Source organism: Acetobacter senegalensis (genome assembly GCF_001580995.1).
Lineage (GTDB): Bacteria > Pseudomonadota > Alphaproteobacteria > Acetobacterales > Acetobacteraceae > Acetobacter > Acetobacter senegalensis.
Genome location: NZ_LHZU01000142.1, coordinates 1 through 22107, shown reverse-complemented (window position 1 = coordinate 22107; position 22107 = coordinate 1). Strand labels below are relative to the sequence as shown.

Here is a 22107-nt window from a genome sequence, read left to right as displayed (position 1 = left end):
GGGGAGCCTATACCTCTGTCGGCTCTATACGAATTTTTCGGTATTATTTTGAAACCGAGAGATGCGAAATCTCCTGCCATGAGCCAACAGTACGAATGCCGAAATAACCTGGAATCTCGGATATAACTGGCCCAGAGAAAATGACCCTTCCATCCAGTGAGACTGAGGTGGTGCCGTTCCGAACATTTATGATGGTATGGTAAACATGATCAGCAACAAGAAGATCTGACTGATCCTTGCTTTCTTGCAGCAGGATACGGTTACCTGACCCGTCATAATGCCTGAACCGCGTTGTAGTGTTGGCGTTGCCACCAATTCCGGCATATTCAAGGACAAGGCTATTATATGCAGCAAGGGTTCCGTTGAGTGGACGAGGAAGACCACCATCTTTTTCATGTGCATTCCAGAAGATGTTCATATCTGAAACACGGAAATTGCCTATAGGCTTGAAGATTTTGCGGTCAAAAGAGAGCGTATAGTTACCGTGTAAAGGAAGAAGAAGCCAGAGCGTCAAACCATTTTGTGCCCACACCCGAAGTCCGTTAGTAGAGACTTCAATACGCGAAGGAGGGATGCCCTGCGCAGTTTTTTCTGCTTCCAGACGCCATGTATGGTGTTGTCTATCTTGTACGGTGACCGTACTTTCAGCATGAGCTTTGGGAAATGCTGAGGCTTGAATAATCAGACTTACCGTAAGCCCCACAATCCACGTGTGGGGCATGAATAGGGGCCTAAACAGTGTCATAAAAAGCCGTCTCTCTCATAGAATAGAGCTATCAGTTTTCTCACTTTCGCACCTATCATACTGAAACTTTAGAAAAGATGTAAAATACGATGGCAGAAAACCTGACGGGGCGGGCTGATCAAACTTTCTGATCATAAGAACTATCAATAAAACACGTCTTTCATCAAAATGAAAACCTTACACCGCCCGGCCATGCTTCGGCGCAACTCCTTAACACTATCCGCATAAACTCACACATGGCCACATATGCATCTAAGCTTTAAATGTCAGAAATGAACGCCAACAGACCCACCAATAACACGCGGGGTTCCCATCCACCCGAAAACGGAACCATAATCCCCTTCACGAAGGCTCATATAGTACGTTTTATCCAAAACATTATTGACCCAAATAGATGTGTCCAAAGAAGTGCCATGAACTTTCAGCTTATAGCCCAATGAAAAATTCAGCAGGCCATAGGCGGGTATTTTGGCTGAAGGAGAATCATCAACCGTTGCAAAAGTCGCTGTACGATAGGAATAGCGAACAGTTGCATACAGAGAAGACTTGTCATTCAAACTATGCTCATAACGTCCCATCACGCTCAAGGAAAGCTTGGGTGCGCGGAATACAGGACGCCCGTTCAGGTTACAGGAGGCAGGCGGCTGACTTTGCAGAGAGACTTCTGGTGCACACCGAGCATTGTCATAGCTCAGGTATTTTGTGTCATTATACAAAACATTTGGTGTGATCGTCAGGTTTTTTATCGGACGCCAGTTCATAGTATATTCAACACCACGAGACCTGTAGTTTCCTGCATTGGTCAAATAGGTCTGTTGAGTTTCCGTATCATAGCCTTGGGTCTGAAAATCTTTGACTAACGCATTAAAGTAATCAATTTTGAAGTCGAGCTTTGCCGCGGGAATATCTTTATGCAAACCGACCTCAATGCTCTCTGTCGTTTCTGGCTTGATATAAAGGCTATCGAATCCAGCCTTGCCTGCCGAGCCAGAGGATATGTTTAAGGCACCTGCTTTTTTACCGTAAGACAGCGCCACGTAAAATTTTGTAAGGTTGTCCAGATCATAATCAACATTTACCATCGCTGATGGCAAAGCTGTCGTTTTGCTTAACACCCCCGAGTAAAATGGACTTTTATTCAGCCTTCTGAATGTTCCACTTTTATCATCAATCCCTTCTCTAAATCCAAATTTAACCGTGAGCCTCTTTAAAGGGTGCGCTGTTGCCTGAGCATAGAGAGAATAGTAATCGTCTCTTAAAGAACCATAGCGATAGACGGTCAAATTATCGTAACTGGTGCTCTTATACCAGGCACCGGAAACGCCATCACTATATTGGCTAATCGCATTTGTGTTAAGGCTTTCACCAGAATAGGCAAAACCCGTTGCGAAATTAATCGTCTTCCATTGGGGGGAATCAAAGCGAATGTTTTCATACCACGTTCTATCCCTGACATTCGTGCCAGAATTGTAATAGACATTAATGCTGTACGGGTCAGACATGACAGGGTTCGTATAGAAGTAGCGGAATGAACTGATAGACGACAGTTTCCAGCCCCCACCAAATCTCCAGCTTATTTGTGGAGAGACACCCAGTTGCTGGGTGGTGTCATAATTCTGGTAATCAAGATCAGTTGCACGCCCGGTTATAATATGGTTTCCCAAAGCAGCGGACATATTTTCGAACTGATTCACGCCTTCCACAGTAATGCTTTTATAGAGAACTGGTGTGGGCGTCTCGCGTTCAGCACTATAATCTGCAATCAGACGAAAATTCAGGTTTTCATTTGGTGTGTAGTAAAGTTGAGTGCGTACGCTATCTCCGTGATAGCCATTCACGCTATTTCCATAACGGACATTTTTTATATAGCCGCCTTGAGCGGTGTGATTATAGCTTATGCTTCCGTACAGATTATTCAGTATTTTCCCCGATACGAGCGCAGATGCACGCATGTAGCCGTAACTGCCGTAAGAAAAGAACGCTTCACGGCGCGTTGTGGCTGTTGGCACTCTTGTTTTGATGTCAATAACACCAGCCGTCACGTTAGCCGGATACAAGGTTCCTTGAGTTGCGCCGTTATAGACGTCAATAGAATCAAGATCGTTAAACCCATGAGCCATCATGGAAGGACGGCTCAAATAAACACCATCAAGAAACAGCCCGACACTACTCGGCATACCAACATTGGCTTCCCCCCCAGTCTGGCCGCCTCCGTCACCCATGCCGCGAATAGAGATACTACTGTTGAAAGGATCTGCAGCATCAACATTCAGGCTTGGAGAGAGTTGCTGAAGGTCTTCAATGGTATTGATCCGTTCACTTTCAAGTTCCTTACCCGTGAAATGATAGGATGACGAGGTGGGTCTTTGCCTATCTATTGTGATCCTGTTTCCTAAAACCTCCACAGATTCTCCTGCTGCGAGATTTCTTCTCTGTTTGGCAAGCTTGTGAAGTTTCTTATGGCTTGAATTGGAAGAAGGGGAGGTTTGCTCGGACCATGCATTGGTGCTCAGCAGGGTTGTCGCCAGCAAAAAGCCACTAGCAAAAGCGTGTCTTGAGATACTCAACTTAACCACCACTGAAAAACGGTAATTGATATTGGTATGCCGATTTGCACGTTATAATTGGATGGTATAGTTAATAAATCGTAATATTCCGTTTTATAGATATTAATATACAACGGGGTTTGGTGTTAACAAAAAGGTCCATCTATGCTCTTCCGTTATTCGGCCCGCTGTGTCTTGGGCGGCCTTGCGTTGCTCCTACTGCCAGCCATGGCTCTTGCTGAAAAAAAATCACCTCCACAATCGTGGATTGATCCTGATACGGGTCATCGCGTCATTCGGGTGACAGACGAACCTGGATCTGCAAGCCTTTATTTTAACATCAATGCTTACACGCCCGACGGTAAGCAGATGATATACACGACAGCAGACCGTGGTATTGGGGTGATCGATCTGGCTACGTTTACAGCCAAACCTTTGGTAAAAGGACCAGTTGGCGGCGGCCCTGGCGCTGTTGTTGTGGGGCACAAAACACCAACAGTTTATTATTTCAAAGGACTAAAGGGCGATGCGCAATATGCTTCCCTCTGGAGTGCCAACATCCAGACGGGAGAGCAGAGAAAAATAGCTGATCTACCACGTCGCGCAGGCATCTTTTCCATTAATGCTGATGAGACGCTGGGAGTAGGAAGTTACATCATTGGGGATGGCGAAGATTATAATGGACGCCAAGCCGGGCAGGTCGCTCAGCAACATACACCGGATGAACCGTTAGATAAAAAGACCAAGATGGCCAGACGTCTTGCCGCAAGGCTGCCGATGGTTGTCTTTACCGTCGATTTACACACGGGTCAGATCAAACCAGTTTTTGCCAGCACGGACTGGATCGATCATTTACAGTTTTCCCCAACCGACCCGACATTGCTCATGTATGCCCATCAAGGTGAGTGGCAGCAGGTAGAAAAACTTTGGACCATTCGCACCGATGGTTCACAGAATAAACATATCAACCCGCGTATCATGAAAATGGAGGGCAGTGGCCACCAATGGTGGGACCATAACGGGAAAAATATATGGTACGATCTCCATATACCTTTAGGAATGATCTCGTTCGTTGCAAGTTATAACGTCGAAAATGGTGATAGGACGTGGTTCCATTATACCCCGGAAGAATCCTCCATCCATTTTACTAGGTCTGTTGACGGGACACTGTTTGCTGGCGACGGTAGCGATGCCCCTGGAGCAAAGTGGCTCTATCTGTTTCATCCAGAGTTGATAAAGGATGACCACAGTTTAGGTGAGCATCTCATTCAGCCCGGCCGGTTCCGGGCAGAGAAGTTGGTCAATATGTCCAAACATAATTACCATTTAGAGCCGAACGTGAATTTCACGCCTGATGGCAAATATGTGATTTTTCGGTCAAATATGCTCGGCCCAACATATGTCTTCGCTGTTGAGGTGCATAAATGACATCATAAGAAAGCTGCGTAATCGCGTTACCCAATATCGTCAGTATAAAACTGATGCGAGATCATCTTCCTGATGGCGGCCTGGCTGCCGCCTGATGAGTTAGGCGACAAGCAAAGAGATAATTACCAACCCGAGAGCAGCCACACCTAAGACGCCGAACAGTGTCTCAGAATGTCTGCTCTGGAAGGCACCTGTCTTGACTACTGGGCTCGCAAAACCCGAAATTTTGCTACCCCAATACATGCCAGCCCCCACAGTGAGAGAATAGGCGCCGACCATTAGGGCATTCAGGCTGGCTGGAGCATAACGTGCAATAACCGCCAGCACCGGGCTGCCGATAAGCCATTCTGATGTGGCAGAAGCAAAATAGCCACCTAGCATGAACGATGCTCTGGTCTGGTTGGGTGCCGAAATATAAACGCCAGCTCACCAGACGAAGAATGCGAGCGCGACAAAAAACGTGCTATGAGCCTATCGGATAAGGAATGATACCGGTTGGATAGGGCAAGATAGAGTGTAGCAAGAAACGGACTGAAATCTTTCTGAATCCAGACGCTTAACGGCATAACAAACTCACGAGAGGCCGGGTCGCTTTCGCCCGGCCTACGGCTTTATTTATCCGTGAGTGGGCATCACAAATTCCGCTCCAGAACGGATACCTGCCGGCCAACGCTGTGTTACAGCCTTCATGCGTGTAAAGAAACGCACGCCTTCTGGCCCATGCATGTGGTGATCTCCAAACAGGGAGTCTTTCCAGCCACCGAAAGAATGGAATGCCATAGGCACCGGAATAGGGACATTCACACCCACCATTCCGGCTGTTACATTATGGGTAAAGGTTCTGGCGGTGTCACCGTCACGAGTGAAAATGGCCGTACCGTTTCCGAAGGGGCTCCCGTTTATCAGCTTGAGTGCGGTATCGAAGTCTGGCGCACGCATGACGCACAGAACAGGGCCGAAAATTTCTTCCCGGTAAATGTCCATCTCTGGTGTGACATTATCAAACAGTGAACCACCAATGAAAAATCCTTTTTCATGATCTTTCACTGTCACGTTACGCCCATCCACAACCAGTTTTGCGCCCTGACTGACGCCTGCATCGACCAATCCCTTTACACGGGCCAGATGCTGTGCGGTGACCAGTGGACCCATTTCACTGGTATCATGCGTGCCGTTGCCAATGGTGATGGCTTTTACCTTTTTGGCCAGTTCTGCCACTAAAGTATCCGCAACAGGCCCTACGGCCACAGCCACGGAAATAGCCATGCATCGTTCGCCAGCAGAACCATAGGCAGCACCGATCAGGGCATCGACCGTTTTTTCCAGATCACAATCTGGCATGACAAGGGCGTGGTTTTTTGCGCCGCCTAAAGCCTGCACTCTTTTTCCGTGCGCGGTACCCGTTGCATACACGTGCTGGGCAATAGGGGTAGAGCCTACAAAACTGACAGCCGCAATATCGGGGTGCTTCAGAATGGCATTTACCATGTCCTTGTCGCCATGCACGACCTGAAACACACCGTCCGGGAGGCCAGCTTCTTGCAGAATTTCGGCCAGTAGCACGGATGCTGAGGGATCACGTTCAGAAGGCTTCAAAATGAAGCAGTTACCGGTCGCCAGCGCCATTGGGGCCATCCATAAAGGCACCATCACCGGAAAATTGAAGGGCGTAATCCCGGCAGCAATGCCAATAGGCTGGCGCATGGTCCATGCATCAATGCCGCGTGCCACCTGTTCTGTATATTCTCCTTTCAGCAATTCCGGCACGCCGGTTGCAAATTCAACAACTTCCAGTCCGCGTGTGACTTCCCCTTTGGCATCAGACAGGATTTTTCCGTGCTCTGCGGTTATAATTGCAGCCAGATCATCCATACGTTGTTCTATCAGGTCGCGCGCACGGAACAGGATACGGGCGCGGGTCAGCGGTGGAGTTTCTGCCCATGAGGGGAAGGCTTTCTTGGCTGCGGCAACAGCGGCATCCAGATCATCCTGTGTGCCAAGCACAACCTTTTTTTCGACCACGCCTGTAGCCGGATTGAATACGTCGCCAAATCGGGCGCTGTTGCCCGTGGTAGGCTTTCCACCGATGATGTGCTGAATTGTATTCATTTTTCTTATCCTTGTTTTACTGAATATCAGCCTTCGCCAATAGCTTCATGTGAGAGGGAGACGATCTGGGTGTGCGCACCTTTTCGTACGTTCAATGTTTCAGGCACCCAGAACAGTGTGATGAAAAAGCCGATCAGGCACAGGCCCATCGGGTAGAGCAGTCCCGCGTAAGGATTACCTGTCTGTGTAACCAGCCAGAGACTAACCAGTGGTAGAAAACCACCGAAAATGCCATTCCCGATATGGTAAGGAACGGAAATGGAAGTGTAGCGCACATTGGCGGGAAAGCTTTCAACAATGAATGCGCCATAGGGGCCGTAAACAGCGGCAGCAATGATAACCAGAACAAACACGCAGGCTGAAATTGTAGCGTAACTCGTGTTTTCTGGTGTTATGGCGTGGCGAATAATGGAAAAGATAGGGATATAGAACAGTACAGCCGCTGCCATACCCGCAAGCGACAGACGTTTACGTCCAATTCGGTCCGACAGTGCACCAAATAGCACGAAGAACGGTACTCCCAGAAACGCACCGACTGCGACAGACAAGGTGGCTGGCAGGAACGGCATTTTCATAAATGTCTGGATGTAATACAGGGCATAGAACTGAGCCGTGTAGAATGTAACGGCCTGTGCACAGGCGACCCCAAAGAGGAACAGGATAATACGCCGTGCATTACCCGGAATACGGAAGGCATCGCGCACTGGTGATTTGGACAGTTTGCCCTGTTTGTGCATTTCCACAAAAACAGGAGATTCGGAAAGCCGAAGGCGAATACGCAAAGAGACTGCAACCAGAACAAATGATACCAGAAATGGTGCTCGCCAGCCCCATGTGCCAAACGCATCCTCGCCCAACCACAGACGCAGGGTGAGCACCATCCCCAGAGACAGTACAAAACCGCCGGAGGCCATGGCCTGAATGTAGCTGGCCCATTTCCCGCGTTCACCGGGCGGGGAGTGTTCTGCCACATAGGTTGCTGCCCCACCATATTCACCGCCTAGAGCCAGTCCCTGCACAATGCGTAATAGAATAAGCAGAACAGGCGCTGCATAACCGGCTGTTGCAAATGTAGGCAGCAAGCCAATAGCCGCTGTGGAACAGCCCATGATAAGGAGCGTGATCAGAAAAGTAGTTTTTCGCCCGACACTATCGCCCATATATCCAAATATCAGGCTGCCCAGCGGGCGCACGGCAAACCCGGTTGCAAAGGTAGCGACACTGATGAGGGTTGCAGCAACGTCATCGCCTGGCGGATAAAACAGGCGGGCAAAGAAAATGGCCAGACTGCCGTAGAGAAAAAAATCATACCATTCAATAACGGTGCCAACACTTGAGGCAAGCACCAGAGAACGCATGGAGCGTTCTTCTTTTTCATGGAATATCATTATTTTGGTCTCCTATCAGGAGCTTTACTGTTTTTTATACGCAGCCGTTTGTCGTCAGGCCCAGACTTTCCGGTATAGATCAATAATTTCGCTGTGATTTGGCACACGCGGGTTGTTGTCTGGAGAGCCAGAAGCGAGAGCCTGTTCAGCCATCAGGGGCAGCAGGCTGTTCCAGCGGCCTTCCTCAAGCCCGTAGGCGGCGGGGGAGGGGACATCCAACTGTCGATTGCGTTCACGAAGTGCTGCGACAAGTGCAGCGCAGGCAGCACCGTCCTCCGTGCCCGATGGCACAATACCCATCACGCGGGCACAGGTGGCATAACGTGCTTGTGCGCCGGTAACAGACCATGCCGTTATTTCCGGCAACAACATGGCGTTTGAAAGCCCGTGCGCGACATGGAAATGCGCGCCGATAGGGCGGCTCATACCATGCACAAGCGCGACCGATGCGTTGGAGAACGCCATGCCCGCTTCGAACGCACCCTGCATCACCTGCTCGCGCGCTTCACGGTTGGAGGGTTCTGCGCAGGCGATGGGTAGGGCGTACCAGATACGCTTCATGGCTGCCAGAGCCAGAGCCTCGGTAAAAGGGGACGCACGTTTGGACACATAGGCTTCAAGTGCATGGGTTAGCGCATCAATGCCGGTATCAGCCGTGAGACGGCGTGGCATGGTCAGGGTCAGTTCATAGTCGACAATGGCAATGTGTGGCAGATAGGCATAGCCTGTACACAGCATTTTCTCGTCGGTTTTTTCGTCAGTAATGACCGTGACGCGTGTGGCTTCAGATCCCGTGCCAGCAGTGGTGGGAATGGCGATAATGGGTAGGCCTGCCTCATCCTGCACGTGTGGCACTTTCAATTGTGAAGGCGTGCCACCGTGCTTGGCGAGCACCGCTACCATTTTGGCGGTGTCAATTGGGCTGCCCCCGCCAAGGCCGATCACACAGTCATAAACACCACGCTTTAACGCAGCGAGCGCGGCGTCAACTGATGTGACCGTGGGGTCCGGCACTGCATCCGGGAAAGCGCCAGACTGAATATCCGCTTCAGCCAGCAGCGCTTGCACCCTATCCAGAAGGCCGGATTTGGCCATGAATCCATCGGTAATAATAAAGGGGGCGGAAAGCCCGACCTGCTTCAATGCGGTGGGAAGTTCGTTCAGCGCACCGCCTCCAATACGTACCAGAGAGGGCAGATAAAGTGCTGTCATAGCCTTTTCTCCTGGGAATGGTTACGGCGTGAGCCGTTCCTTTCCGGCTGTTGTTCTTGTCTGAGTAGTGAACGCGCAAAAGGCATCACTAGAAAATCAGGAGATTTCGCCCAATTGGTGTGCAAATCTGCACATAAGCACCGATAATCAAGGATTCTTATCCCATGAAACGCAGCCTGGACTGGAGAAATCTGCAGTTTTTTCTCGCTGTGGCGCGCTCGGGTTCACTTTCAGAAGCGGGACGTTTATTGGGCGTTGATCACGCAACTGTGGGCCGACACATTGTTTCTTTGGAAACATCGGTCGGCAAAACTCTGTTCGAACGGCATCTGCGCGGTTATGCACTGACACGCTACGGGCAGGACCTGTTAACCACAGCGGAAGCCATGGACCGCGAGGCAACACAGGTGGCACAGGCGACCAATCCGGCTCATGGGTTGACAGGCATTGTGCGGATCAACGCGCTTGAGGGGTTTGCTAATTTCTTTCTGGCTTCCCGCATTGGTCCGCTGATGACGGATAATCCTGCCCTGACGATTGAAATTCTGACTATACAGCAGATTGTCGCGCTCTCGCGTAGGCATGCCGATATAGCCATTACCGTGATGCCTTCAGTGGATGATCGATTTGTCTGCGAAAAGCTGACACCCTATTATTTGCGCGTTTATGCTACTCGTGCATATCTTGATCGGGAAAAAACCATCAGAAGGCCGGATGATTTTTCATCACACCTGTTTGCAGGCTATGTAGATGAAATGATTTTTATGCGGGAGCTGGACTATCTGGGGCATCTTGGCGTCTCGCGCAAGATGGTGCGAATTCAGAACTCAAGTGTGCAGGCGCAAATGGAAGCCGCTTGCTCCGGTTTATGTATGGCAGTCCTGCCTACCTTTGTTGCTGCAACGCGGCCTGAGTTAATAGCCGTCTTGCCCCATCAGGTAAGGCTTGAACGCCATTACTGGCTGATTACCCGCGCGGAAGAGCAAAAAACTGCTCGCATTGAGCAGGTATGTAGCTTCATACGGAATGAGGTTCAGAAAAGTGAAACCCTGTTTGCATTGTAAAAGAGAAATACATCATAGGATCATTTGATAATATTTCAGAAATACATGAATAGTACAAAAAACGGAAGATAGACCTATAAAGGAACGATGGATGCTGCGTTCTTAGATTCTACGTAAAGAACTGTAACTGCCTTATCTGTTGTCCAACGGGGATGGAGCAATCATCTCTGAAGACGCGCAGAGTGGTAGAGAGAGACAAATGAGATGGATAGCTCTCGGACGTAAGTAGCTGCTTGCCATTACTGGAAAATATCAAAATTGGCAGCGGAACGAGGTTGACCAAGGAGAATTTATTTCGAGCTTTACCTCGTCAAGAATCAATGTTCCTCCATGCCCCAGTACAATCTGCCGGGCGAGACTGAGACCGATACCGTTACCGTTTGGTTTAAACGACACGAACGGTTGGAAGATACGCCCCCGCTGTTCTGGAGTAACGCCGTGACCATTATCACGCACAACAATGCTGATTGAACCGGAACGTTCTTCTACGGCAATCTGTACGGACGGAGAGGGCTGCGCAAGAGCGGCTTCAGCGCCGTTATTCAGCAGGTTGAGCAGCGCCTGCTCCATTTGCGCTTTATCCAGTCTGACTATTGTCCGGACAGATGGCAGATCTAACTGGAGCTCGACACGCCCGGTCCATCGCGCTCTGAAAAGTCTTGCTGTTTCTTGCAGGAGTTCGCCAAGATTGACAGGTTTTAGTTCGGGTGCAGGCAGCCGGGCAAGATCTCGGTATCCCCGCACGAACCGATCCAAACCATTCGCGCGCCGACGGATCGTCGCAAGCGCTTCAGATATAAGCGGTTTCGTGTCTTCCGTCGCGTCTTCAGAAAATAGCTCTTCTGCCGTTGCTGAAAGTGAAACAATCGGCGTCAGGGAATTCATGATTTCATGACTGAGAATCTGAAGAAGATCGCGCAGAGCCTGAGCCTCAGCAGCATTGAGGCCCGCCTCCACGTCTGTCAGAGCGATATAGGTCACGATACCAACCGCGCCACCCCCCTGACCAATGGATAATGCATAAACATGAGGCTTTCCGCCTGATGGAGGCGTCAGACGGATCATCTTTTTTTCTGGCCCTGACATGTTATTCTCAAGAGCCGCCAGAAGTGGTTCTGGTGGTACGAGAATGGGACCGTCAGTTTCAAACAAGCGACGTGCAGCGCGATTGGCGGCATGCAACGTGCCATCCGCGCGCTGGAATAGTAATGGTACCGGCGCGTGGTCAAGGAGCGCCCGGTTGCGGAGTTTCTCACGATCCGTCGGGTGTACTATCGACGGCTCACGACGTTGAACACGACGTAACATTTCGAGGTGAGTGACAACCAGCGAAGTTGCACAAAAGACGGCAATACAAACCAAAAGGACGGCCGTTGCAAAAAATCCCTCTTGCCATATAGGTCCGATCAGGAGGCAGGCGAGGATAATGCCAACCAGCCGCCCCATTACGCTTAGTGCATTACGCATTTACAGCCCGTATCGCGCCATACGGCGATAGAGCGCAGGACGTGTCAGCCCCAATTCTCGGGCAGCTTTTGTCACGTTGAAGCTGTGGTTGCGGAGTGCTGTCTCGATAAGGGAGCGTTCCGCGTCGCGTAATGTTGGTGTGCCGTCGCCAGAGGCATTTGGGGATTCCGATGGCGTCTCCCATGTCCCCATCAACACCGCCCGTTCAATCATGGCCCGTAAGGACCTGACGTTTTGAGGCCACAGTCCCGCTTGTAACGCTGCAAGATGCCTCGGCTCCATGACGGGTTCGGGTAGGCCATGACGGGAAGCAAAATAGCGCAGGAAATGCATGGCCAACGCAGGGATATCACCTGGCCTTTCATTCAAGGGTGGAATGACAAGCGTAACCATTCCCAAGAGGAGCATCAGCCGAGGCTCAAGTTGCGCCTCGAGCGTTTTTCGATCCTGCGAGGTCAAGGCGATAACACGAACAGCCTCACCCCCATCAAGACGATCAGCCAGTTGACGTTGCAATGAAGGAGCCAATGCTGCGATATCACGAAAAAGCCAGGTGCCGCCACCTTCTGGCAGCCTGTTGCATTCCTCAGCATAGATCATCCGTATTGGACCGGTATTGCGGGACAATGCATGGATGCGCTGTGCCAACACCGTTTTACCCGAACCCGCCGGTCCGCAAATGATGAGCGGTGCGCGGGTCGGTGCCAACCGATCAGCCTCCGCAACGATCCGCTTCATGTCTGGGGACGCGATAATCAGGATTGATTCGGATTCCGCCATCGTTTCGCTCTTGCGACCATCAAGGATCTTGTGAACTAGATCTCCAAGGCGGTCATTGTTCCAAGGCTTCATAACGAAGTCGCATGCCCCGGCGCGCATTGCCTCAACAGCGATTGTAACCCCGCTGTGGCCCGTCACAACCACAACAGGCAGATCTGGCCTAAGAATGAGGATATCCTTCAGCAGCGCGAGCCCTTCGGCACCATTTGTCGCGCCTTTGCTATAATTGAGATCCAACAACACAAGATCAAAGGAGTGGACAGCAAGTTGTGTCAGGGCCTCTTGCGTATCATAGGCTGACAGCATTTTGATCCCGCGCCGACGGAAAAGGAGACGAGCGGCGGCCTGAACATCCTGATCATCATCCACGAACAGCAGAGATGGATTTGAGCTATTTTGCTGCAGGATGTCCTCCGCTGATTCGTTGTGAAATGTATTCATTGTCCTCTTGACAGACTGCTAAAGGGTGTCCGTATCCGGACAGTGTGTCCGATTTCGAACGGGCGCGTTGTAATGACGAAAAATTATTCTTATTTTACAATTAGATAGTGTTCATATCCCTCATGATACACTGTTTTTCAAGAGGAGAAACAGTGTATGGATCAATCGATCCCTGACAATCCAGTAACTGCCGAAACACCACGCGCTATCCCGGGGGCTGGGATGGATCGGGCTGTGCGTCCCTCGCGGCAAAAGCTCCTGTTCCGGCGTGCGTTACGATATGGCACCCCTATTGCCATGGCGCTGTTCGTTTGGGGGGGATGGCGGCTGATCCCTGCGTCAGGCACGCTTTCCGTTCCGCAGACGCAGCTTTCCATCGCAACCGTTCACTCTGCGCCCTTCCTGGATTATCTGCCCGTCCGAGCAACGGTCGCTCCACTGAATGTTACCTTTATTGATGCCATACAGGGGGGTGAGGTCTTGGAAGTTGTCGCAAAAGACGGCGCATTGCTGGAAAAGGGCAATGTGCTGGCGCGGCTCACAAATCCACAACTCCAACTGGATGTCACTTCCCGCAAGGCACAGATAGCCAGCCAGCTTGGCGCTGTGAGTGCTCAGCGCCTTACTTTGCAACAGACACGCACAACGGAAGAAACACAACTCGCCGAAGCCCGGTACAATCTCCTTAAGGCCCGGCGTGAGCTTTCCATCAGAGAACAGTTGCGCGGACAAGGGTTTGAGTCTGATGCCAACGTTCAATCTTACCGTGACGAGGCTGATTATTATGCCCAGCGTCTCAAGCGGCTTGAAGGAGCGTTGGTGCAGGATGTTAAGGTTGCTGATCGTCAGGGGCTGGAAATAGATGAAGAAGCGCAGCGTTTGCGCTCCAATCTGGACGTTGTGGAAGCGAGCCTTGATGCGCTCGTACTACGCGCACCGTTGTCGGGACGGTTGACCAACTTCGAACTTCAGCCGGGGCAGTCCCTCAAGGCAGGTGACAAAATCGGTCAGATTGATAGCGAAGGACTGTATCGCCTCGACGCGGATATTGATGAGTTTTATCTCGGCCGTGTTGCCGTGGGAGAACGAGCTGACGCTGATCTTGGTGACACAAAAATTGCCCTGACCGTCTCGCGCGTTCACCCACAGGTGACAAACGGTCAGTTCCGTGCGGAGCTAACCTTTGACAAGCCGCCGCCAACAGGCTTGCGGCGTGGTGAGAGCGTTGATCTGCGCATCACACTTGGCGAAACACATCGTGCGCTCGTGCTCCCTAATAGTGCGTGGCTGGAAGCGAGCGGTGGCTCTTCAGCTTTTGTGGTTGCTTTGAACGGCCGTACGGCGGATCGGGTGAGCATTACCTCAGGGCGACGCAATCCTGATCAGGTCGAGATAACCGACGGTCTGCATGAAGGCGATCAGGTGATCGTTTCTTCTTACAATTCTTACAAAAATTTCAACCATCTCGCGATTAAATAAGTGCAGGAGCACAGATATGCTGATTGAACTTTCGCACATCCAGCGTCTTTATCGGTCCGATGAAGTGGAAACCACAGCTTTGCAGGATATCGATCTGCGGATTGATGCGGGGGAATTCGTCGCAATCATGGGGCCGTCTGGCTGCGGAAAATCGACACTTCTGAACATTCTCGGGACAATTGATCGCCCAACAGGTGGCTCCTATCGTTTTGGCGAGTATGAACTGACAGCATTGAATGAGGCTTCCCTCGCTAAATTCCGGCGCGAGCATCTAGGGTATGTCTTCCAGAGTTTCAATTTGATTGACGAGTTGACGATTGAGGAAAATATCGAGCTCGCTTTAATCTATCGTAATATGCCAAAAGCAGAACGTCGCACGCGTGTCGCACAGGCTATGGATCGTGTCGGCATTGCGCACCGGGCGCGGCATTACCCATCACAGTTGTCCGGCGGCCAACAGCAGCGTGCAGCCATCGCGCGCGCGGTGGTGGGTGAACCGCGCCTTATTCTGGCCGATGAACCGACCGGCAACCTCGATACAGAAAACGGTGCACAGGTCATGGATATTCTTCAGGGCCTTAATGACGAAGGCGCGACCATTATCATGGTCACGCACTCGCCCAGCCACGCTGATCTCGCGAAGCGGCGGATCGACATGCTTGATGGGCAGGTTGTTGTTTCCGTGCGGAACGCCATCTGAAAGGGCAAAATCATGTTGAGCACGGTCACAAAAAGCGTTTTACGGCAGGCGTACCGCCATCCGCTGTATGTCGGTCTCAATGTGTTCGGGCTTGCACTCGGAATTGGCGCCTTTCTGACACTCGTCCAGCTTGTCCGGTTTGAATACAGCTTCAACACCAATTTTTCCGATGCGGACCGGATTGTGCGGATAGACGAACGTTGGTCAGAGCCCGGTACAACGCCATATGAGAGCGCTGATACAACTTTCCGCGCCATTCCATTTCTCAAACAGGACTTCCCACAGATTGAAGAGGCAATTCCGTTAATGGGCACGACGGTGCGGGTAGAGCGGGAAGGGCATTTTATCACATTCACCGGGAAGATGACGGACCCTGCATTCTTTCGTATTTTCCCGCTCCCATTGTTGCACGAAAACACGGGAAAGAGTCTGACAGAGCCGGATAGTCTGGTTCTCTCAAAAAGTGCAGCACTAAGCCTCTTCGGAACCATCGACGCGATTGGCAAAACAGTTACCATTAATCAGAGCGGCGAGAAAAGCACCCATGTTGTTACGGGAGTTCTGACAGCAATCTCCGGACCCGGGCTTCTTGATGGTGTGGAGATGATCCTTCCGATACCACAGCAGATGAAAGAGAAAAGATCCTGTTTTCTTTTCTGGGGAAGTAGTTGCAGCAACGTTTTTTTGAAGCTGAAAAACAAGAAAGATATCAACGCGCTTCGTGACGGTCTGCCAAATTTTGTCGAACGCCGGGCCAGTGGTGGCGCAGATGACCGTATCTCGCTCGGACCCCATCCTGAAAAGGTCTATGCACTTTCAGCAATCCCTCTTCGTGATCTGCATTTTCACGATGCAACCGTTCAGGACGCAGATGATGGTGTCAACCAGAACGTTGTTGACAGCATTGGTCTGATTGGTTTGCTGGCATTGCTCCTTGCCTGTGCCAATACCGTTAATCTGGCAACGGCACGCGCTGGTATGCGCGCTCGGGAGGTTGCACTACGTAAAACGCTCGGGGCTTCACGTTCGGCACTTTTCACCCAGTTTATGGGAGAGGCCCTTCTGATATCCCTGATAGCAGGCGTTGTCGGTATGGCCGTTTGCGAAGTGCTGGTTCCCATCATGGCCAGTATGACGGGTGAAGCTATCCACGTGGATTACGGTTTCATCTTATGGGCTCTCCCACTTATTGTTATTGGGTGTGGCGTCGCTTCAGGCGTGTACCCGGCGTTAGTTCTGTCCGGTTATCAGCCAGCAACAATTCTGGCTGCCACAAGAATGCCATCGGGCGGGCGCAGGGCCGTAATGTTACGAAATGCTCTGGTTGCCGGACAATTCTCAATCGCCGTCTGCATCGTGATTTGTACACTCGTCATAGACCAACAAACACGTTTTCTCCGCACTGCTGACCGAGGTTATGTCAAATCCGGTTTGTTGGTCGGTCAGCCAATGGAGACTGAAGATATCGGACTTCAAAGACGAATGTTCGATACGCTGCGGGCTGTGCCCGGCGTGACATCCATTGCGTTCGGAGAGTTGGAACCAGACCCTCATAGCCAGACGCGGACCAACTTCGCCTATAATAGTCCGGGTGGTGCTGTGGAAGCCCAGTTACTGCAAGACCGGATATCGCCTGGCTACAGGGAAACGTATCGTCCTCGTGTGCTTGCCGGTCGATGGTTTGATTCTGCGCATGGGCAGGATGATTCTCCATTACCGGGAGAGAGTGCAAACACCACGCGAAATGTCATTTTGAACGAAAAAGCCGTGCGAGCTTACGGATTTAGCAGTCCAGCCGAGGCGATTGGCAAAGTTTTGCATATGGACAAGACACAGTACGAAATCATTGGCGTGATCAGTGATATTCGTTTCGGTTCGCCTCGTGAGACTGTTCCACCGGAAATACTGACTTTTTCAACGCTGACGCACCGTGGTTTTGATAACCCTGTTCCTGCCGTGCAGTTCAAAGGTGTGCCGCGCTCTGTCATGGCCGAACGGCTCAATCGGGCCTGGCGGACGCTCCGGCCCGACATTGCCAGCAACTTTGTGCCCGCCGATGAATTGATGGAACCTTACTACGCCGGAGATGAAAGGCGAGGGCACCTTTTTACGATGGGAGCTGTAGCGGCCCTTTTTATCGCCTGTCTTGGCCTTTACGGCCTGGCAGCCTTTGCCGCAGCGCGTCGCTTTCACGAAATTGGTATTCGCAAAACATTAGGAGCCACAGCCCCCCAAATTATCCGGCTGCTTGTGCACGATTTTCTTAGGCCGGTGCTGTTGGCGTGCCTGATTGCCTGCCCTGTGGCGTGGGTTCTCATGCGGCAATGGCTGAGCGAATTTGATGAACGGATTGCTCTTAACCCAGCATATTTCCTGATCGGCATAAGCGGGGCAGTCATCATCGCCGTACTGACTGTTCTCGGGCAGACCCTGCGCCTTGCCCGAGTAGAGCCGGCGCGTGCGTTGAGGGCGGAGGGATGATCATGCGACCGTTGATCGCTTTATCTGTCCTGTTATCAGCCCCTGTCTCGGCAGCTCAGGCCCAAAGCCTTCAGGAGGCTCTGGCACTGGCTTACCGGAGCAATCCAACCCTTATGGGAGAGCAGGCCAACCAGCGTGCCGTGACGGAAAACTCTGCTCAAGCGCGGTCAGGCTGGCGCCCCACTGTCTCAATCAACATGGACGCCAGCTATCAACAAGGGCCGTATAGTTCCGCCTATGGCCTTGGTTCCGTGACATCTAACGCTGCCGAGGGTTATCTTTCGGCAAGGCAGACGCTCTATTCGTTCGGGCATGTGGCTAATCAGGTTCGAGCGGCTGACGCACGTTCCCGGGCCGAAGGGCATGCTCTCCGGCTGACGGAAGCACAGGTCTTTACCCGTGCAATCAGTGCTTACATGGATGTTCTTCGTGACCGTTACGTGCGGGATGTCCGGCAGGCGGATCTGAATATGCTCCAACGGCAGGTCCAACTTACCACATCACGGTACAATCTTGGCGGCGCACCCAGTGAACAAGTGACAAAAACAGACGTGGAGCAAGCCGAAACACGTCGTCGTTCGGCGGAAGTCGCGCTGACACAGGCGCGTGCCACACTGGCAGCATCTGAAGCTCTTTTTGAAGCCGTTATTGGTGTGCCCCCGAAGAAACTGACAATGCCCGATGGGCTGCCCGGCCTGCCTACGAATATCGATCAATCCTTGAAAATGGCGATCACATTCAATCCGCAACTGGCCCAGATGAAAGAAACCCGAGCCGCGACCCGCGCAGATATTGATACTGCACGTTCCCAATGGGGGCCGCAAATCGAGGTTCAGGGCACTTTTGGCACTATTGGACCGGCATCCCCGTTTCGCGGGCGAGACTATGGCGAGCAACTTGCGGGTACGGTTTCCCTCGTCCAACCTCTGTACAATGGGGATTTATACAACTCCCAGATCAGGCAGGCTCGCGATAAGGATGAGCAGGCGCGACAGAATGTCGAAGCTGCGCGGCGTAATGCTCTTCAAAACGTGGTTACGAACTGGAAAGCTGTCGAAAACGGCCTTCAGGCAATTAAATCCGGGATGGCCGAAGTACAATCAGGCGAGATGACTTTAAAGGGCTATCAACTCGAATATGGCTATGGATTGCGCAGCACGACAGATGTGCTCTATGCCGATGAAAATCTTCGTTCTGCCCAAGTGGAACTGGCCTCCAGCCGCCACGACACAATCGTAGCAGAAGCCAATCTTCTCTCGGCCATAGGTCATCTTCAGGCAGCGGATCTTCTCCCAACCATGCGTCATTACGATGCTGAGGCAAAATTTCAGCACGCTCGAACCCGTGGTTGGGATCCACTTCAAGCCCCTGTTTCAGCACTCGACCGTACAGGCTGGTAAAGACGAGAGATCGAGTTATGTTGGTAAATATTTTTACGTCCACACTTCGTACTCTTTCGCGGCACAAACGCTATACATTTCTCAATGTTTTGGGCTTGGCGCTCGGGATCTCGGTATTTCTCACGATGGCGCTGATCGTTCGTTATGAGAATAGTTACGATGCCACCGTTCCGCATGCCAGTCAGATTTTCCAGATCGACGAGTTTTTTCATCCGTCTGGCCATAAGCCCACGGAAAATAAAGCAGTCAGTTTCGTGCCGTTTCCCTTCATCAAACAGGACTTTCCAGAGATTGATGCTGCCATAAGAGTGATGCAGATACCTCTCGTGGTGCGCGTTGGAAGCAAGCTGGCACAGGAACAGGTGACGATGACAGACCGGGAGTTCTTCTCGGTTTTTGACCTACCTCTTCTTGCCGGAGACAAGACTACGGCTTTGGATGGTCCCGGAAAAATCGTGATTTCGGCTGAGATAGCGCGCAAATATTTCGGTACCGAGGAGGCACTTGGCAAAAAACTCCGGGTCGACAATAGCCAGAGTGAAGCCATGGTAACTGGTGTGCTGGCACCAGCACCCCCGAACCAGACAATGCAGTTTGATATTGTGGAAGTGATTCCCAGTAACTGGTTCTCCAAGCCAGCGTTCACAAATTGGGGATCAAACTGGGGAACAATATGGGCTCGGATTGACAATCCGCAGGCGGTTCCACGTATCAATCAAGAGCTTGCCCGTTATCCAGTTCTTCATCCAGGAAACTGGAGTAAAGAGATGATTCGGGAGGTATTCGGCAATGGAGGCATGAAACTGATCCCGTTGCCTGCTGTTCATTTTCATAATGCTGCGATTGGGGAAGGGGGTAACAGTCTGGCTCTTGTCAGCATTCTGGGATTTATTGGCTTGGCCGCATTAGCCACGGCAGTCATCAACTACGTTAACTTGGCAACGGCACGCTCCGCATTACGCGCGCGTGAAGTCGCGGTACGAAAGGTACTCGGGGCAACGCGGTATAATCTGATCATCCAGTTTATGGCAGAAGCTTTCATACTGGTTGCATTTGCCGCCGCATTTGGCGTTGCCCTGACGGAACTCTCTCTGCACTGGGTCAATACATGGGGCGGATGGAGGCTTTCGCTGGATTGGGGCTTCGTGCTTTGCACCAGCATTGTCGTTATCCTGCTAACGGGAAGCCTTGCCGGAATTTATCCAGCTCTGGTAATTTCGTCTTTTCAGCCTGCTGCTGTTCTTGCGGCAAGCAAGACACCTGCTGGTGGCCGGGTGGAATCTACGCTGCGTTCTGTACTTGTTGTCCTACAGTTCAGTTTTGCTATGACTTTGGCCCTCTGCACTTTGGTCATGAGCAATCAGGCGGCGTATGTACGCACTCTCAATCGCGGGATGAAACAGAACGGACTCATTGTCATCAGTGCTCTTAACGATGCCTCCCTTGCAACGCGGCAGAAAGAAATTGTAGCCCGTTTGGCCAGTGTCCCGGGAGTGAAGATTGCCACACGTTCCGATATTTTCCCTCATCACCTTCTGAATAACGATGACTGGACCCGCGTGGGGCAAACGCAAAAGCATGCCATGCATTGGGGGAAGGCAACGCCGGGTTATTTTGATGCCATTGGCGCGCGGCTTATCGCTGGACGTTTCTTTGATACGCAGCATGGACAAGACTATGTTTTAAACGATCGTGGAGCAGAGAATGGGGCCAGTATTATTCTGTCGCGTCTGGCGGCAGAGCAGTTCGGATTTTCTTCGCCCCAAGACGCCATTGGTCAGGAGCTTCGGGAGGTGGGACTCCCCCAAACATATCGGGTCATTGGGGTTATTGATGATATCCGTTTTCGGGGCGCGAAAAGCCGCATGGCACCTCTTCTATATTTTGGAACATCTGGACCTGTCTCCTATGTGGGGGCGCTTGTGCGATATAGCGGTGCGTCAGAACATGTTGAGATGGACCGTCTGGCAAAAGCATGGGCAGAAATCGCGCCGGACGTCGCTTTCTCGGCTGAAAGCGCATCCGACATTTTTGCAGAGGATTATCGTTCAGATGCCAGCCATAGCGTGCTTTTCGGTATCGGGTCTGCGGTTGCTGTCGGAATAGCCTGCCTTGGCCTGTATGGACTTTCTGCCTTCAATGTTTCACGCAGAATGCAGGAAATTGGTATTCGAAAGGTCCTGGGAGCACAGACGCGGGACGTTCTTTGGCTGTTGGTGATGCAGTTTCTACGTCCGGTCATGATCGCCAGCTTCGTGGCGTGGCCAGCGGCCTATCTATTGATGCAGGTATGGCTGGCAGGCTTTGATGAACGGATCGCTCTGACACCACTGCCGTTTATCATTGTGACGTTGGGAGCCCTTGCTATTGCGGTTGTGACTGTCCTGGGGCAGACTTTACGAGCAGCTATCCGTTCGCCGGCAATAGCCTTGAGGCAGACTATCTAAAGCTCGAATGGCAGAAGAAAGTATACTCCTCCGCCTGAGGGTGCTCATAACAGCAATGTCAGAGAGAGTTTGATTGTTCAGTGCCTATTCTATTTTCTTCCCTTCAGAAAGCAGATTATCACGACATTTCTTTTGAATGGACATTAAGGGAAGCGCTTTCATGGTGTGGCATCTCACTTCGAAAGTTGACGCGCGTCCTATCACCAACACAACGGCGTCATCATATGTGGGAAAGTATTTATCTTGTTGGTGGAAGCAACACTCTTATAAACGCATCTTGATTATGAAGGTGATTTTAGAGGAATTCTAGGGCCAATCGACATTCAGGATTTCCAAATAGGCTAATCGCTGCTTCATAGGTCTCCGTGTTGATGGGGGAACGGGCGATGGGGATCAAGCGATACGAATTGAGCACAGCGC

General features: G+C 51.4%; 15 protein-coding genes. 7 read left to right on the top strand and 8 right to left on the bottom strand.

The annotated features are described in order from the left end of the window. Nucleotides 1–43 precede the first annotated feature (43 nt). Entirely contained in the window at nucleotides 44–721 is a 678-nt protein-coding gene (locus tag AD948_RS13305; protein WP_061472344.1) for a DUF6250 domain-containing protein, read from the bottom strand. A 290-nt stretch (nucleotides 722–1011) separates the two neighbouring features. Continuing rightward, nucleotides 1012–3312 carry a TonB-dependent receptor gene (locus AD948_RS13300; protein WP_156479034.1) on the bottom strand — a complete coding sequence of 767 codons (2301 nt, stop codon included), beginning with the start codon at nucleotides 3310–3312 and terminating at the stop codon, nucleotides 1012–1014. A 207-nt stretch (nucleotides 3313–3519) separates the two neighbouring features. On the opposite strand from AD948_RS13300, the gene AD948_RS13295 reads away from it, so the two are divergent. Continuing rightward, nucleotides 3520–4719: an oligogalacturonate lyase family protein gene (locus AD948_RS13295; protein WP_248846031.1), complete on the top strand. Its 1200-nt coding sequence runs from the start codon at nucleotides 3520–3522 to the stop codon at nucleotides 4717–4719. A 99-nt stretch (nucleotides 4720–4818) separates the two neighbouring features. Here AD948_RS13295 and AD948_RS13290 read toward each other — a convergent pair whose 3' ends face one another. The 4 genes from AD948_RS13290 to AD948_RS13275 all read right to left on the bottom strand — a co-directional run bounded on the left by AD948_RS13290 (nucleotide 4819) and on the right by AD948_RS13275 (nucleotide 9428). After that, a complete protein-coding gene (locus AD948_RS13290; protein ID WP_061472341.1) occupies nucleotides 4819–5100 on the bottom strand; it encodes a hypothetical protein in 282 nt (93 codons plus the stop codon). 234 nt (nucleotides 5101–5334) lie between these two features. Continuing rightward, nucleotides 5335–6828, bottom strand: a complete 1494-nt coding sequence (locus AD948_RS13285) for a CoA-acylating methylmalonate-semialdehyde dehydrogenase (RefSeq protein WP_061472340.1) — start codon at nucleotides 6826–6828, stop codon at nucleotides 5335–5337. 26 nt (nucleotides 6829–6854) lie between these two features. After that, nucleotides 6855–8216: an MFS transporter gene (locus tag AD948_RS13280; RefSeq protein ID WP_061472339.1), complete on the bottom strand. Its 1362-nt coding sequence runs from the start codon at nucleotides 8214–8216 to the stop codon at nucleotides 6855–6857. Nucleotides 8217–8270: 54 nt separating this feature from the next. Then, entirely contained in the window at nucleotides 8271–9428 is a 1158-nt protein-coding gene (locus AD948_RS13275; RefSeq protein WP_061472338.1) for an iron-containing alcohol dehydrogenase, read from the bottom strand. Nucleotides 9429–9592: 164 nt separating this feature from the next. Between AD948_RS13275 and AD948_RS13270 the strand changes: the two genes are divergently transcribed. After that, entirely contained in the window at nucleotides 9593–10492 is a 900-nt protein-coding gene (locus AD948_RS13270; RefSeq protein ID WP_061472337.1) for a LysR family transcriptional regulator, read from the top strand. Between the two features lie 252 nt (nucleotides 10493–10744). Here AD948_RS13270 and AD948_RS13265 read toward each other — a convergent pair whose 3' ends face one another. Continuing rightward, on the bottom strand, nucleotides 10745–11959 hold the full coding sequence (locus AD948_RS13265) for a sensor histidine kinase (protein WP_061472336.1): 1215 nt from the start codon (nucleotides 11957–11959) through the stop codon (nucleotides 10745–10747). Then, nucleotides 11960–13180: a sigma-54-dependent transcriptional regulator gene (locus AD948_RS13260; protein WP_061472335.1), complete on the bottom strand. Its 1221-nt coding sequence runs from the start codon at nucleotides 13178–13180 to the stop codon at nucleotides 11960–11962. A 156-nt stretch (nucleotides 13181–13336) separates the two neighbouring features. On the opposite strand from AD948_RS13260, the gene AD948_RS13255 reads away from it, so the two are divergent. The 5 genes from AD948_RS13255 to AD948_RS13235 are packed head-to-tail and all read left to right on the top strand — an operon-like array spanning nucleotide 13337 to nucleotide 21687. Continuing rightward, nucleotides 13337–14659 carry an efflux RND transporter periplasmic adaptor subunit gene (locus AD948_RS13255; protein ID WP_248846030.1) on the top strand — a complete coding sequence of 441 codons (1323 nt, stop codon included), beginning with the start codon at nucleotides 13337–13339 and terminating at the stop codon, nucleotides 14657–14659. 16 nt (nucleotides 14660–14675) lie between these two features. Then, complete coding sequence (locus AD948_RS13250; protein WP_058988825.1) at nucleotides 14676–15359, top strand: ABC transporter ATP-binding protein; 684 nt, start codon at nucleotides 14676–14678, stop codon at nucleotides 15357–15359. A gap of 12 nt (nucleotides 15360–15371) precedes the next feature. After that, complete coding sequence (locus AD948_RS13245; RefSeq protein ID WP_061472334.1) at nucleotides 15372–17840, top strand: ABC transporter permease; 2469 nt, start codon at nucleotides 15372–15374, stop codon at nucleotides 17838–17840. Between the two features lie 2 nt (nucleotides 17841–17842). Further along, entirely contained in the window at nucleotides 17843–19240 is a 1398-nt protein-coding gene (locus AD948_RS13240; RefSeq protein ID WP_082782462.1) for a TolC family outer membrane protein, read from the top strand. Between the two features lie 17 nt (nucleotides 19241–19257). Then, complete coding sequence (locus AD948_RS13235) at nucleotides 19258–21687, top strand: ABC transporter permease (RefSeq protein WP_061472332.1); 2430 nt, start codon at nucleotides 19258–19260, stop codon at nucleotides 21685–21687. Nucleotides 21688–22107: the final 420 nt, after the last annotated feature.